This is a genomic window from Flavobacterium hercynium, from assembly GCF_002217285.1.
GTDB classification, from domain to species: domain Bacteria; phylum Bacteroidota; class Bacteroidia; order Flavobacteriales; family Flavobacteriaceae; genus Flavobacterium; species Flavobacterium hercynium.
The window spans coordinates 1-12,865 of record NZ_MUGW01000055.1; the positions used below are offsets into that span (position 1 = coordinate 1).

Sequence of the window (12,865 nt, forward strand, 5' to 3'; positions counted from 1 at the left end):
ATTTTTTAAACTATCAAGAAATTCCCAAATCTTTTTTTTTGTATCGCTATTTCAGGACGGGACAATTTAAACCGTCCTGATATGTTTATGATACAATCAGAAACGGCATACAATATAAATCCTTTAGTTTTTAATTATCAGGGAGTGTGGGGCGAATTCTGTAAGCCAGTGATCGACAATAGTTCTATGGATAGTTTGCTGAATAATCTTTCAGAGTATTTCTTCTTTGATAAAGATTTGTCTGTAGTACAAAAAGTGGCTATAACTAATTTTCCTTTACCCAAACAAAATAAATATTTCAAGGTTTACGATAGCCCTCAGTATAGAGGAAATGTTTACGGTTTTACATCTGCTGTTAGATTGCCTTTTGTTGTTCAGAGTGTATTTTCTATTTCTAATACAAACATTATGAATCCATGGAATATTAATCACTTTGATAATGATTCAGGACAAGGGATAATGCAACAAGATGCCACAGAGATAAGACCGTTTCCAATGGCCAATACATTTCAATTAAACGGAATGTACATAAAAGTTACTTCGGCATTTAACTACTCAGGCGGGAGATATCACTTGCTTAGAATTTATCAGGATGCCAGAACCAATGAGATTTATTTACTGGTAAATAGTAATAATGATTTGGGAACTTATGTGCCGTTTGATTTTGCAACACTTAAGGCTGTAGATGGTGGGTTTTCGATTACATGCACCTTGTTTAATATGACTGTGGAGGTCAGAAATAAGTTTTTTTAGTTTTTAGTTTATTTATTTAGTTGAAAATACCGTTGCAATTTTGCAACGGTATTTTTTTGGTTATTAATAAGGTGTGATGTCTTTTTTTATTTTATCACACGAAAGATCGTGCTTTTCTACTACGAGTCGTAGGTTAAGAATTGATTTTGGATTATGACTTGCAATTTCTTTTCCAAATTTATCGACAGCCATCATTGAGATTGAATAATGAAAATATTGTTTAAGATTTATTTGTAAATAATTAAATAATTTATGTTGCTCGGTATTGTATTCAATTAAAAATGTAGATTCACAATAAGAGGATATATTTTTGAATCCTGTATTTGCTAAAACACATAGGATGTATCTTCTAGCTTCTTTATAATTATCTTTTCCAAAATGTTTTTCAACATTAATTGCATCATAAGATAAATGGTAAATTCTACTCATAAAATTTGATTTCTAGTTAAATTCAAATGTATGAAAAGTTAGATAATTTTAAATTGTTTTTTTAAAATAGTAGATTTTTTTTTAATTCCTGGTCAAGCTGCAGCTCCGGATCTGATTGAAAAAAATCTACTTTTTTTTAGATAAATTATTAAAACGAGTAAAAATACGGGTTGTTTCTTTTTTTGAAAAAAGGATATTTGCTTTAAAGGTAATTTTAAAATGTAATAATATGAGTCTTAAATTAGATAGTGTAAAAAACGGAAAAACTCCTGACAAGGAAGTTGTATGGATAGAAGTAACTTCAAATACAAATTTAAAAGGATATGCTTTAGTTGATAAAACTTTTGATTCTGAAGAAAAAGTTTCAAATGAATTTCGTCATGTTTTTTTCTTTCCTGATGTTATTGTTGAAAAAGGGGATTGGGTTGCAGTAACTACAGGTGTAGGTAAAAATAAGACATCGAGTGTTGGTGGCTTAAAATTTCATTGGATTTATTGGCAGTCAGATAAATGTGTTTGGAATGATGCTGGAGGAGATAATGCTTGGTTGATTAAATATACGATTGAAAATAAAATTCAAGTTCCCCCTGTAATAAACAATTAAGAAAATTTGCCTAATCTAGTTTCACCAAGAGAAGTAGATACTGCTACATTATTGGATAATTATTTCTATGATTATTTAGTCTTTAATGAAGTTTTAGATACAAAAAAAATTGATCTGCATGATAATACTTTAATTATACATATAGCGGTAGATGTAAATTTTACCTATATTAAACTTACTAATTTAGACGCTGAATTGTTATCTGTTGTTAGGTTGGAAATAGTTAAAATCTTTAATGTAGATTACTATAAAGTTAATAAATCTCATTCAGTAATTCAACAAAAAGGATATGGCACTAAATTATATGAGTACTGTTTGTGTTATTTAGATTTACCACTAATCTCCGATAAGATTCAAACCAAAGCAGGCTCGTCTAACTTATGGTTCAATTTGATAAAAAGTAAAAAATTTAAAATATACAAACTTGATTTAAAGACACAAAAAATTAGGAAATTAAATCCTAAATCAAGTAAATATTCTATTTGGGGAGTTGATGAGAGTGTCTTTGAGAACTTTAAAAATGTATCTAAATTAGATTTTCAAGAACAAGAATATGAAGATATAGAAGACTATAATAATGATAATAATGATTTGTTTGAATTTGATTATCCTGACTATACTAAAGAAAAATTCGTACACCCACAATTAGAAGTATTCATGAAAAATGGTTTAAGAAGTAAAAAAATACAAAAAGAGAGGATTAAAGATAATATAGATATATTACTAGTAGGTGATAAATAATATTGTAAATATTAAAAAATTTTAAAAGTAGATTTTTTTTAATTCCTGGTCAAGCTGCAGCTCCGGATCTGATTGAAAAAAATCTACTTTTTTTTAGATCAATTACTAAATCGAGTAAAAATACGGGTTATTTCTTTTGTTGAAAAAATGATATTTGTTTATAATACATTCAACTGTAATTTTTAAATATATTTATATGAGTCTTAATTTAATTAGAGTAAAAAATGGTAGTACTCCAAATGAAGAGTATGTTTCGCTCAGAGCAAAAAGTGATCTTAATCTAAAGGGATATGCTATTGTTGATCGAACTTTTGATGATAATGAACAAGTATCAAATGAGTTTCGTCACATTTATGTTTTCCCATCTTGGGATGTTAAAGAAGGTGATTATGTAAGGCTGTATACTGGTAAAAGTAAAGGAAACAAAACGCTCGAGACAGAAACTGGAACAATATTTCATGTTTTCTTTTGGCAATCAGATGAATGTGTATGGAATGATAACGGTAATGATCGTGCTTCTTTAATTAGTTATAAGTTTTTAAAAATGGTTAATGTGCCTGCTATTGAGAAAAAATAATTGTAGTAAAAAAAATCTGTCCAAAAGCATTGATTTTGGATGGTTTTTTTATATGTTGTATTTAAGATATTTAGAATAATCATCAGGTAAAACAGCATCAATATCACGTAAGTATTTTTCTAATGCACTCATAGTGGAGTGTCCTGTAATAAGCATTAGTTTGCTTTTAGCTTCGTTTGGTGTACTGTTTATTACAAGTTCCTTGTATAGCTTTGTTATAAAAGTATGTCTAAAACTATAAAGTCCGTAATCTTTACTTAGTTTTAAGCTGTCTTTTACCTTTTTAAAACGATCTCCGAAATAACTTATTTTCTTTCTTTTAGAATTGAGAACTTATTTGCACCTGCATAAAAGTTACTTTGGCGTTCTAGTTTATCAGTTTGAGGATTTCTAAATAAAAAATAAACATGCAACGTTTCGATATGTCACCGTTTGCGTTGTAGATTTTTGGTGTCGAATATTATTTTTTATAATTCAAAACTTATGCGTTTTCGTATTCTTTTGAATAAGAAATTTTGCATTTTAGATAGAAATATCGATTTTAATTCCAATAAAAAACCCCTAACCATTTGATGATTAGGGGTTGACCTTTTGTAGCGAGGACGGGAGTTGAACCCGTGACCTCAGGGTTATGAATCCTGCGCTCTAACCAACTGAGCTACCTCGCCAAGACTGCACTAGGAATCAGTTCCTCATTGCGGGTGCAAATATAAAAATAATTTTAGAGTTAGCAAGCATAAAATGAATAAAAAAAAATATTTTTAAAAACGCATTGTTTTTGGACAGATATTCTTATATTTCCAAAAAAATTAAACGCAGCTCATGGATCCGAAAATACGTTATGAAATAGAGTTTCCTATAAATTCATCACCACAATTATTATATCAATATATATCAACTCCGTCAGGTTTATCAGAATGGTTTGCTGACAATGTGAATTCAAGAGGGGAATTTTTTACTTTCATTTGGAATGACTCACAAGAAAAAGCACGTCTGGCTTCTAAAAAATCCGGCGAAAAAGTGAAGTTTAAATGGGTAGACGAAAGCAGTAAGGATACTGAATACTTTTTTGAATTGCATATCCTTGTCGATGAATTGACTAAAGATGTGTCATTAATGGTAGTTGATTTTGCTGAAAAAGAAGAAATTGGCGAGGCTAAACAATTGTGGGAGAATCAGATCTCAGACCTGAAACATCTTATCGGATCAGTTTAGTAAAAGTCTATTTTATGCCTTATATTTGCCCTGAACAAAATTCAGGGTTTTTTTATGATCAATTTTAACGGAAACATAGCAGCACAAGACGATAATCTATTAACTCAAAACCGTGCATTTTTATATGGCGATGGGGTTTTTGAAACACTAAAAATAGTTAACAGCAAAGTATTATTTATTGAGGATCATTATTTTAGGTTAATGGCATCGATGCGTGTAGTACGTATGGAAATTCCAATGAATTTTACAATGGAATTCTTTGAAGAGGAGATTCTGAAAGTTGTACGTGAAAACGGAATTTCAGCTTCGGCTAGAGCCCGAATTACTGTTTTTAGAAATGACGGAGGTTTGTATTTGCCAAAAACAAATGAAGTATCGTATTTGATTCAGGCAATTGCATTAGAGAATAAATCCTATGCGCAAAATACGGGCGAATACGAAGTCGATTTGTATAAAGACTTCTACGTTACCAAACAGTTATTATCGTCTATTAAAACGACGAATAAAATGATAAATGTTACAGGAAGTATTTTTGCACACGAAAACGGTCTGCAAAATTGCATTTTGTTAAATGATAGTAAAAATGTAGTTGAGGCATTACAAGGAAACTTATTTATGGTTGTGGGTAAAAAACTAATTACGCCACCAGTTTCAGAAGGTTGCTTAAACGGAATAATGCGCAAGCAAATTTTAGCTTTGGCTAAGAAAATAGAAGGTATAGAAGTAACAGAAGAAATAATTTCGCCATTTGATCTTCAAAAAGCTGACGAATTATTTCTAACAAATGTTATCACAGGGATACAGTCGATAAGCAAATATCGAAAAAAAGATTTTACAAGTACTTTAGCTAGTCTATTGGTAGAAAAGCTGAATGAATCTATATCTGAAAATTAATTCAGATATGGATTTTCAGGCGCATTGGACCAAATAACATAATCACCTCCCAGCTCAATAATTTGCTCTTTCCAAAAATGAGTGGTTGACTTTCCAATAATTTTGTTTTTGTAATTGTTATCGGCAATAATCCAGGAGTTACCCTGCATTTCATTTTCAAGCTGATTCTCGTCCCAACCCGTATAACCTAAGAAAAAGCGAATATTATTTTTAGTAATAGCACCTTCGTTTATTAAGTCTTTGGTCGATTCAAAATCACCTCCCCAATATATTCCGTTAGAAATCTCGACACTATTCGGGATTAATTCCGGGATATTATGAATGAAATATAGGTTGTCCTGTTCAACAGGTCCTCCATTATATATCTTGAAAGAGGCATCAATTTCCGGTATTAAATCATTAATAGTATATTTTAATGGTTTATTAATGATAAAACCTATTGATCCTTCTTTGTTATGGTCTGCTAATAAAATTACCGATCTATTAAATGATAAATCTCCAATTATAGAAGGCTCGGCAATAAGCAGGTGTCCTTTTTTTAATTTTTCTGAAATCATACGGCTACAATTTTTATTAAATTTAATCATAAAATTTTTAAAATCCCAAAAAAAATCGTCAAACCGTACAAAAAAACCCTCCATCGGGAGGGTTTTGATTATATTATAAGAGTTTAGAGAACTTTTTTAATTAGTTCACTGCACCTTCTAATTCAGCGCCAGCTTTAAATTTTACTACATTTTTTGCAGCAATCTTAATAGTTTTTCCTGTTTGTGGATTTCTACCGTCTCTTGCAGCTCTAGCAGAAACTGACCAAGATCCAAATCCTACTAATGAAATTCTTCCGCCTTTTTTCAAAGTTGTCCCTACATTCCCTAAAAATGATTCTAAAGCTAATTTTGCCGCAGCTTTTGTAATACCTGCATCAGCAGCGATAGCATCGATTAATTCTGACTTGTTCATAATAATTTAGTTATTAATTGTTGGTTAAAAAAAATTGTTAATACACAAATTTAGTAGGAAATCCGTTCCTTGCAAGTGTTTTCTCTAAATTTAGCAGTAATTGTTGATAACTTGCTTTTTTTGTTCATAACACTATACGAAAAAACGTCAAAAACAGGTATAAACCCCTGTTTTATTGGTGTTAATAGACTTTTGCGGTTTCTAAAAAAGTGATCCCATTTAGTAATTCTGCCACCTGCATTCTCTTTTTTCCGGGTAATTGCAAACTCAAAAGCTGAACAAAACCATTATTGATAGCAATTTTGATCTCTTTCTTGCTGCTTATCAGGCTTCCAACCTCGAATGAATGCGCCTCTGGAACCAGTTTAGCTTCATAAATTTTAATGCTTAATTCTTCGTCCTTGTCTTTTAGAAAACACCACGCAGCAGGGTAAGGACTAAGACCTCGAATTAAGTTATTTATTTCTTCACCGGATTTTGTCCAGTCGATCTTACAATTTTCTTTATTTAATTTGTAAGCTGTTTTAATTTCAGCATCATCTTCTTGAATAGTTGTCGTTACATTTCCTTTTTCGATAACCTGCAACGTTTCAATAACAGTTGAACTTCCTAAATGCATTAATCGGTCATGCAATTGTCCGGCATTTTCTTGCGGTTCAATAGCAATCTCTGATTTTAAGATCATAGCACCGGTATCGATTTTATCGTCGATAAAGAAAGTCGTAACACCCGTTTTGGTTTCCCCATTAATAATCGCCCAATTAATAGGAGCAGCTCCACGATAATTAGGCAATAACGAAGCGTGAAGATTAAACGTTCCTAAAGCAGGCATTTCCCAAACAACTTTTGGAAGCATTCTAAAAGCAACCACAATTTGCAAATTAGCGTTTAGTGCTTTTAACTCGGCAAGAAAAGCTTCATCTTTAAGATTAGTAGGCTGCAATAGCGTTAGGTTGTTTTCTAATGCATATTCTTTTACTGCCGAATATTTTATTTTTTGTCCACGTCCCGCAGGTTTATCAGCTGCAGTAATAACGCCCACAACATCATAATTGTTTTTGATAATGGTGTCCAGAATACCAACGGCGAATTCCGGAGTTCCCATAAATATAATTCTCAATTTTTCCATTATAGTTTTAAAGTGTATTTATTATTTGATTGAACAGTAATGTAATTGTTTTCCAGTAATTCCTGAAGCGCATTAATTACATCACCCGTATTTAATTTTGTTGTAGTTTCAATTTCTCTCGAAGTCAAAGAAGCTGATTTTAATAAGTGCAAAATCTTGTCCGGAATCGAATCGGCTTCAGTGATTTTGCCTCTTTGCGTAATGCAATACGAACAAACCCCACAATTGGCTGTTGTTTCCTCTCCAAAATAATCCAAAATCAATCGGTTTTTACAAGTCTTTTGGTCTTTGATGTAATGCAATACAGATAAAAGCTGATCTTTTTTAAGCTGATTTTGTTTTTCCAGGTATTTCGAAACCCTGTTAATGGTTAGGTCGTCTTCCCGAACCTCATTAAACAAAATAGTTGCGTCGTTGTTTTTTGCCTTATAATCAATTATTTCTTTGGCTAACAATTTTTCCAGAACAGCAGCAATCTGTTCTTCAGTATGATTTGATTTTTTAGCAATTACCGAAATATTAAAAGGCGTTTTCATTTCATAAATTCCCGGATATGTTCTAACAATAGCAAGAATAATTTCTTCATCATTAGGATTTAAGCTCATATACCGAATAACCTCTTTTGATTCGATTAAAAACTGCATTGTAATCTTTTCAGAAAATTCCTGAGACATCGTAATAATACCTTGCTGATTCAAAAACTGCAACGCATTGTATGTCTTTAAAGTAGGGAAGTCATACTTCTGGCAAAAATGATTGAGTTTAAACGAAAACGAATCATCCAGACCTTCACCGTAAGCAATCTGAAAATAGTTGCAAAGTTTGACATACATTTTATTCAAGAACTTTTTATCCGGCAGAATATTTAAAAATTGCTGCTCAGACTGATTGCTGTCTGCAGAATTTGTCAAAACAACCGAAAAAGCTTTATCGCCATTTCGTCCCGCTCTTCCGGATTCCTGATAATAGTTTTCGAGATTTTCTGGTAATTGAGTGTGAATAACGGTTTTTACATTGCCTTTGTCAATTCCCATTCCAAATGCATTCGTCGCGATAATTACCTGCGCTTGTTCAGACATCCACAAGTTCATGTTTTTGTCTTTTTCTTTTGACGTAAGTCCACCATGATAATAGGTAGCTGTAAAGCCCAAAGATTGCAATTGGGCAGCCATATTGAGGCAAGACTTCCTGTTTCGAACGTATATAATAGAAGGTTGTGGGTTTTTCTTTAAAATCTGCTCCACACGATATAGTTTGTCTTCGACTTCAAAAACCATGTACGCAATATTTTTGCGCTCAAAAGACTGCTGAAAAAAAGCAGGATCTTTCATGCCTACTTCTGTTTTAATGTCCTCAATAACTTTTGGAGTTGCAGATGCGGTCAAGGCCAGAAACGGAACTTTAAGAAAATATTTCTTTAACTCTGAAATCTTCAAATAAGCCGGACGAAAATCATGTCCCCATTGCGAAACACAATGCGCTTCATCAATAGCAATTAAACTAATAGGAAGATTTTTTATACGCTCTAAAATCCAGTCAGATTGCAATCGCTCTGGAGAAAGGTACAGAAACTTATAATTTCCGTACTGACAATTATCAAGAAGATCAATAATTTCGTCAGTATGGATGCCACCCGTAAGAGCAATCGCTTTGATATCAAGTTTTTGCAAATTCGCGACCTGATCTTTCATTAAAGCAATCAAAGGCGAAATTACAAGACAAATACCATCTTTCATCATTGCCGGAACCTGAAAACAAATCGATTTTCCACCGCCCGTAGGAAGCAAGGCAAAAGTATCCTGACCGTTCAAAACAGAATCGATAATTTCCTTTTGCAACGGTCTAAAACTGCTGTGTTTCCAGTATTTTAAAAGAATTTCCTGTGCTTCTGGCATTGGTCCGGATTTTAAAGTTAAAAAATTTAGAAAGCAGTTTCTAGTTTTGCAACTTTAAAACCAGACTAAATTCGGTCTAAGATATAAAGAATTCTGTTTTCAACCGTATCTTTAGGCACTTCAATTAAGTCGTAGCCGTATTTCTTATAAGTATCAATAAGATGTTTTTGAATTTTTTCGGCCTGTTCAAAATTCTCGTAGCGCTCAGAATCGCTTTCGTAAATTTCCTCCCAAGGCGGTAAAATAAAAGTTTTAGAATATTTAAAATCCTCACAAGCTTTTGTAAAGTGTTCCGGATATTCATCGCCAATATAATCCATATAAGCAACAACATCAGGAATTCCGCGATCTATAAAAACGACATCGGCAGGTTCTTCAATAGCATCTTCAAATTGTCTAATGCGCCCTTGCAGCAACATTTCGCTAAACAATAAAGGTTGTTCTAAAAACAATTGATCGATGCCCCTTTGTTGCGCTTCGAGTGTAACTTGTCTTGAAATTTCAGGGTAACAACAGTAGCCACGAGCGACCAATTCGTTGATAAGAGTAGATTTTCCCGTTCCCGGGCCACCAATTAAAACTATGATTTGTTTTTGCACTTTCTTAAAATAAAGCGCAAATTTACCTAAACTTATTGGTATTTAAAAAGATTATTTTATCAGAACCGAATGATTTCGCAATTTTAGGATAAAATGTTCCTGCTGTCCGCTCCAAATCTTTTGCTTTTTAAAGAAAAAAGCAAAAGGATTTCCACTCCCATCAGGGCTATTTAGGAGGCATGGTTTTGTTTTTGGAATGATTTAAAATCGTAACGTTTTCCTGCAAGGTTTTCAAAACATTGTAAAGAGCCATAGGCTCGGCTGATATTGTAGAGCCGGATTTTAATCCGGTTTTATTGTACAGAATAGAAAAAAGATCCATAGGATCGGCCGATATTTTATGCATATTCTTAGATAAAGCTGGTTAAAATGGATCGTTCCTATGGAACTTTAGCTACGCTCGTTATTTAATCAACGGATTAAAATCCGTTGCTACAAAATGGATCGTTCCTACGGAACTTTGAATAAAATGCCCGATAGCGAAATATTGAAAAATTTAAAGAAAAAGATATTTAAGCATTTTTTCTTTGTTCACCGCTAGCGCGAGCAGAGGAAACGCGGATTTCTACGGATTTGTTTGTCGTTTCTAACCTGCAAGGTTTTCAAAACCTTGTAGGTTTACATGGAGATTTATTGATGGTTATAGTGAGAGGTTAATTCTATACCTACAAGGTTTTGAAAACCTTGCAGGAGAATTAATTTCTAGAAGATCTTTCTTTATAGTTTTTATTTCCTAACAGGTCTTCAAGACATAGGTGTTTCCAAAACCTTTTAGGTATGTTAGGGTTGCAAAATCATTTTTTATAGATATCACTCACAAAATAAATATTTCTCAGAACCTGCATTTTTTTTCTCCGAGGGAATAATCAAATGCGATTGAAATTTTTTGCCTTTTAAAACATTATTCACAAAATCTAAAACATATTGTTGTCCTTCATGAAAAATGTAACCGCAAAATTCATGTCCGCTTCCGCAAGAAGTAATTAATTCAACGTCTTTATGTAAATCATTCATGTGATTGTAAACTGCATACGATCCAAATAAAATCAGCCAACCTGAAGCATTCGTAGGGCAGGAGCGATGCGAACCCGCGTTATACGGAACCGTATCGTCATTGTTTCCGTGAGCCAATAACATCGGAATTGCGTTTTCTTTTGTAATTAAGTTAATATCCATAATTGCTCCGGAACCACCAATAAGACCTTTGTATTTAAAATCTTTGGGTAAATTATTTTCGTATAGATTCATTAATTTATAATCCCAGAACGAAGCTTGAAAAGCAATCTCAGCACCCGCACTAATTCCTGAAACAAAAAAATTAGAAGTATCAAGATTGTATTTATCAGCATTCTTAATCAAAAACGAAGTCGCCTGCCACATATCACTCACCCCAATCTGAATGGCTTTTATTTTTTCAGTCAAAATACCTTTGCATCCAAAATCCTTTCCTTTCATGTACAAGCTGTATGAAATGCTCGCCACCGCATATCCGTTTTCAGACATAAATTTTCCAAAGTTTTTTTCCTGCATTTTGTCTCCGCCGGAAAATCCTCCTCCAAAAGCAAAAAGTATCAACGGTATTTTTTCTCCAGATTTCTTCTTTGGTAAATATAAATCCAGATCTAGTTTAAGCGTGTCATTTTGGAAATAAGTAAGAGTTTTAACTTCTTGCGCTTGGGTATTGTTGATTATAAGTGTGATAAGAAGTAAAAGGATTTTTTTCATTGTAAAGTGTTTTAATCTCGTAAAGTCGCAGAGTCGAAAAGAAAGTTAATGAGCTTAAAAAACGTTGCGTCTTCCCGACTTTTCGAGCAAATTTTGTCGTAATGCTTTCTCAAATATAAGAGGAAATTTTACAAAGAAATAATCTTCTATTGCTTTTTTCTATGCACCTTTGCGACTTTGTAACTTTGAACCTTTTTTCGAAAGAAAAAATCTAAAAAGTCTGAAATCAAAAACGTATATTTGCGTTTATTTTTAAGTACGAATGGAGAACGATAAAGAAAAAAACACCGCCGAATTTTACGAAAGATTAAAGGTAGAGTTAGATAACTCAAATACTTGGCCTGCAGAATATTTGTATAAATTTATAGTACCGTCAGTAGACGATAATGTTGAGCGAGTTCAAAAAGCTTTTGACAGCATGGGAGCGGTAATCAAAACAACAAAATCAAAAACAGGAAAATTTACCAGTGTTTCTGTAGATGTAACGATGAATAGTGCTGACGAAGTGATTAGCAAATACAAAGAAGTATCTACAATCGAAGGTATAGTTTCATTATAGATTATTATGATCGAAAAATATAAAAAAGAAGCCGCAAACGACGTTGTTTTCAATTTAGAATACAATTCTGAAAGACAGCGCTTACTTATTCCGGAATATGGTCGTCATTTACAAAAATTGATCGATCAGGCAACTGTAATCGAAGATGTTGAAACGCGCAACAAAGCCGCGAAATATATCATTCAGGTTATGGGAAGTCTGAATCCGCATTTGCGTGATGTGCCTGATTTTCAGCATAAATTATGGGATCAGCTTTTTATCATGTCTGATTTTAAATTAGATGTAACATCGCCATATCCAATTCCATCACGTGATGTTTTGCAGTTAAAACCAGATGTTTTGCATTATCCGCAAAACTTTCCTAAATACAGATTTTACGGTAACAATATCAAATACATGATCGATGTTGCCAATAAATGGGAAGACGGCGAAATGAAAAATGCATTGGTTTTGGTTATAGCCAATCACATGAAAAAGTCGTATTTAAGCTGGAACAAAGACACCGTAAAAGACGATGTGATTTTTGAACATTTATATGAACTGTCAGGAGGAAAGATCAATTTGTTACAAAGTTCAGAAGAGCTTTTAAACACAACTGATTTATTGCGTACAAACAAACGTATGTCAAATAAAATCGCACCAGCCGGACAGCCAAAAATTCAAAGCAACAAAAACAATAAAGGACAAGGGAAACCAAAGACTTTTCAAAAAAATAACAATCAGAAGTAGCGAAAGTTGCTAAGTGCCTAAGATGCTAAGTTGCTAAGTTTTTTTTAGCTCTTAAT

Annotated in this window: 16 protein-coding genes and 1 tRNA gene; 8 read left to right on the top strand and 9 right to left on the bottom strand. The window is 32.7% G+C overall.

The window, feature by feature from the left end; translation table 11 throughout:
* Window positions 1-81: 81 nt before the first annotated feature.
* A complete protein-coding gene (locus B0A66_RS20420) occupies window positions 82-753 on the top strand; it encodes a hypothetical protein (protein ID WP_123868273.1) in 672 nt (223 codons plus the stop codon).
* 63 nt (window positions 754-816) lie between these two features.
* Here the strand turns inward: B0A66_RS20420 and B0A66_RS20425 are convergent, their stop codons facing one another.
* Window positions 817-1,182, bottom strand: a complete 366-nt coding sequence (locus B0A66_RS20425; protein ID WP_089051707.1) for a hypothetical protein — start codon at window positions 1,180-1,182, stop codon at window positions 817-819.
* Window positions 1,183-1,411: 229 nt separating this feature from the next.
* On the opposite strand from B0A66_RS20425, the gene B0A66_RS20430 reads away from it, so the two are divergent.
* The 3 genes from B0A66_RS20430 to B0A66_RS20440 all read left to right on the top strand — a co-directional run bounded on the left by B0A66_RS20430 (window position 1,412) and on the right by B0A66_RS20440 (window position 3,104).
* On the top strand, window positions 1,412-1,786 hold the full coding sequence (locus B0A66_RS20430; RefSeq protein WP_123868274.1) for a hypothetical protein: 375 nt from the start codon (window positions 1,412-1,414) through the stop codon (window positions 1,784-1,786).
* Between the two features lie 6 nt (window positions 1,787-1,792).
* Complete coding sequence (locus tag B0A66_RS20435) at window positions 1,793-2,527, top strand: hypothetical protein (protein WP_089051709.1); 735 nt, start codon at window positions 1,793-1,795, stop codon at window positions 2,525-2,527.
* 196 nt (window positions 2,528-2,723) lie between these two features.
* On the top strand, window positions 2,724-3,104 hold the full coding sequence (locus B0A66_RS20440; RefSeq protein WP_089051710.1) for a hypothetical protein: 381 nt from the start codon (window positions 2,724-2,726) through the stop codon (window positions 3,102-3,104).
* Window positions 3,105-3,698: 594 nt separating this feature from the next.
* Here B0A66_RS20440 and B0A66_RS20450 read toward each other — a convergent pair.
* Window positions 3,699-3,772: transfer RNA gene (locus tag B0A66_RS20450), tRNA-Met, on the bottom strand.
* A 154-nt stretch (window positions 3,773-3,926) separates the two neighbouring features.
* Between B0A66_RS20450 and B0A66_RS20455 the strand changes: the two genes are divergently transcribed.
* Both B0A66_RS20455 and B0A66_RS20460 read left to right on the top strand, forming a co-directional pair.
* Entirely contained in the window at window positions 3,927-4,319 is a 393-nt protein-coding gene (locus B0A66_RS20455; protein WP_012022252.1) for an START-like domain-containing protein, read from the top strand.
* A 54-nt stretch (window positions 4,320-4,373) separates the two neighbouring features.
* A complete protein-coding gene (locus tag B0A66_RS20460; RefSeq protein ID WP_089051711.1) occupies window positions 4,374-5,213 on the top strand; it encodes an aminotransferase class IV in 840 nt (279 codons plus the stop codon).
* Here the strand turns inward: B0A66_RS20460 and B0A66_RS20465 are convergent.
* The 7 genes from B0A66_RS20465 to B0A66_RS20495 form a co-directional block, all read right to left on the bottom strand.
* A complete protein-coding gene (locus B0A66_RS20465) occupies window positions 5,210-5,770 on the bottom strand; it encodes a YqgE/AlgH family protein (protein ID WP_089051742.1) in 561 nt (186 codons plus the stop codon). The genes B0A66_RS20460 and B0A66_RS20465 overlap by 4 nt on opposite strands.
* A gap of 130 nt (window positions 5,771-5,900) precedes the next feature.
* Window positions 5,901-6,173, bottom strand: a complete 273-nt coding sequence (locus B0A66_RS20470; RefSeq protein WP_012022249.1) for an HU family DNA-binding protein — start codon at window positions 6,171-6,173, stop codon at window positions 5,901-5,903.
* Window positions 6,174-6,354: 181 nt separating this feature from the next.
* Entirely contained in the window at window positions 6,355-7,302 is a 948-nt protein-coding gene (fmt, locus tag B0A66_RS20475) for a methionyl-tRNA formyltransferase (RefSeq protein WP_089051712.1), read from the bottom strand.
* Entirely contained in the window at window positions 7,302-9,197 is a 1,896-nt protein-coding gene (locus B0A66_RS20480; RefSeq protein ID WP_089051713.1) for a RecQ family ATP-dependent DNA helicase, read from the bottom strand. The genes fmt and B0A66_RS20480 overlap by 1 nt, the downstream gene beginning before the upstream one ends.
* Before the next feature lie 65 nt (window positions 9,198-9,262).
* Complete coding sequence (locus tag B0A66_RS20485) at window positions 9,263-9,796, bottom strand: AAA family ATPase (protein ID WP_089051714.1); 534 nt, start codon at window positions 9,794-9,796, stop codon at window positions 9,263-9,265.
* A 166-nt stretch (window positions 9,797-9,962) separates the two neighbouring features.
* On the bottom strand, window positions 9,963-10,142 hold the full coding sequence (locus B0A66_RS20490) for a hypothetical protein (protein WP_089051715.1): 180 nt from the start codon (window positions 10,140-10,142) through the stop codon (window positions 9,963-9,965).
* 464 nt (window positions 10,143-10,606) lie between these two features.
* Window positions 10,607-11,521, bottom strand: coding sequence for an alpha/beta hydrolase fold domain-containing protein (locus B0A66_RS20495; RefSeq protein ID WP_089051716.1), 915 nt, complete (start codon window positions 11,519-11,521; stop codon window positions 10,607-10,609).
* A gap of 262 nt (window positions 11,522-11,783) precedes the next feature.
* Between B0A66_RS20495 and B0A66_RS20500 the strand changes: the two genes are divergently transcribed.
* Window positions 11,784-12,080, top strand: coding sequence for a DUF493 family protein (locus B0A66_RS20500; RefSeq protein ID WP_089051717.1), 297 nt, complete (start codon window positions 11,784-11,786; stop codon window positions 12,078-12,080).
* Between the two features lie 6 nt (window positions 12,081-12,086).
* The gene (locus B0A66_RS20505) at window positions 12,087-12,809 is read left to right on the top strand and encodes a DUF4290 domain-containing protein (protein ID WP_089051718.1); all 723 of its coding nucleotides are present in this window, start codon (window positions 12,087-12,089) and stop codon (window positions 12,807-12,809) included.
* Window positions 12,810-12,865: the final 56 nt, after the last annotated feature.

Excerpts from the sequence above, each read along its gene's own strand:
- B0A66_RS20420 (WP_123868273.1), top strand. The coding sequence starts at position 82 with ATGTTTATGATACAATCAGAAACGGCATACAATATAAATCCTTTAGTT.
- B0A66_RS20425 (WP_089051707.1), bottom strand. The coding sequence starts at position 1,182 with ATGAGTAGAATTTACCATTTATCTTATGATGCAATTAATGTTGAAAAA.
- B0A66_RS20430 (WP_123868274.1), top strand. The coding sequence starts at position 1,412 with ATGAGTCTTAAATTAGATAGTGTAAAAAACGGAAAAACTCCTGACAAG.
- B0A66_RS20440 (WP_089051710.1), top strand. The coding sequence starts at position 2,724 with ATGAGTCTTAATTTAATTAGAGTAAAAAATGGTAGTACTCCAAATGAA.
- B0A66_RS20455 (WP_012022252.1), top strand. The coding sequence starts at position 3,927 with ATGGATCCGAAAATACGTTATGAAATAGAGTTTCCTATAAATTCATCA.
- B0A66_RS20460 (WP_089051711.1), top strand. The coding sequence starts at position 4,374 with ATGATCAATTTTAACGGAAACATAGCAGCACAAGACGATAATCTATTA.
- B0A66_RS20465 (WP_089051742.1), bottom strand. The coding sequence starts at position 5,770 with ATGATTTCAGAAAAATTAAAAAAAGGACACCTGCTTATTGCCGAGCCT.
- B0A66_RS20470 (WP_012022249.1), bottom strand. The coding sequence starts at position 6,173 with ATGAACAAGTCAGAATTAATCGATGCTATCGCTGCTGATGCAGGTATT.
- fmt (WP_089051712.1), bottom strand. The coding sequence starts at position 7,302 with ATGGAAAAATTGAGAATTATATTTATGGGAACTCCGGAATTCGCCGTT.
- B0A66_RS20480 (WP_089051713.1), bottom strand. The coding sequence starts at position 9,197 with ATGCCAGAAGCACAGGAAATTCTTTTAAAATACTGGAAACACAGCAGT.
- B0A66_RS20490 (WP_089051715.1), bottom strand. The coding sequence starts at position 10,142 with ATGCATAAAATATCGGCCGATCCTATGGATCTTTTTTCTATTCTGTAC.
- B0A66_RS20495 (WP_089051716.1), bottom strand. The coding sequence starts at position 11,521 with ATGAAAAAAATCCTTTTACTTCTTATCACACTTATAATCAACAATACC.
- B0A66_RS20500 (WP_089051717.1), top strand. The coding sequence starts at position 11,784 with ATGGAGAACGATAAAGAAAAAAACACCGCCGAATTTTACGAAAGATTA.
- B0A66_RS20505 (WP_089051718.1), top strand. The coding sequence starts at position 12,087 with ATGATCGAAAAATATAAAAAAGAAGCCGCAAACGACGTTGTTTTCAAT.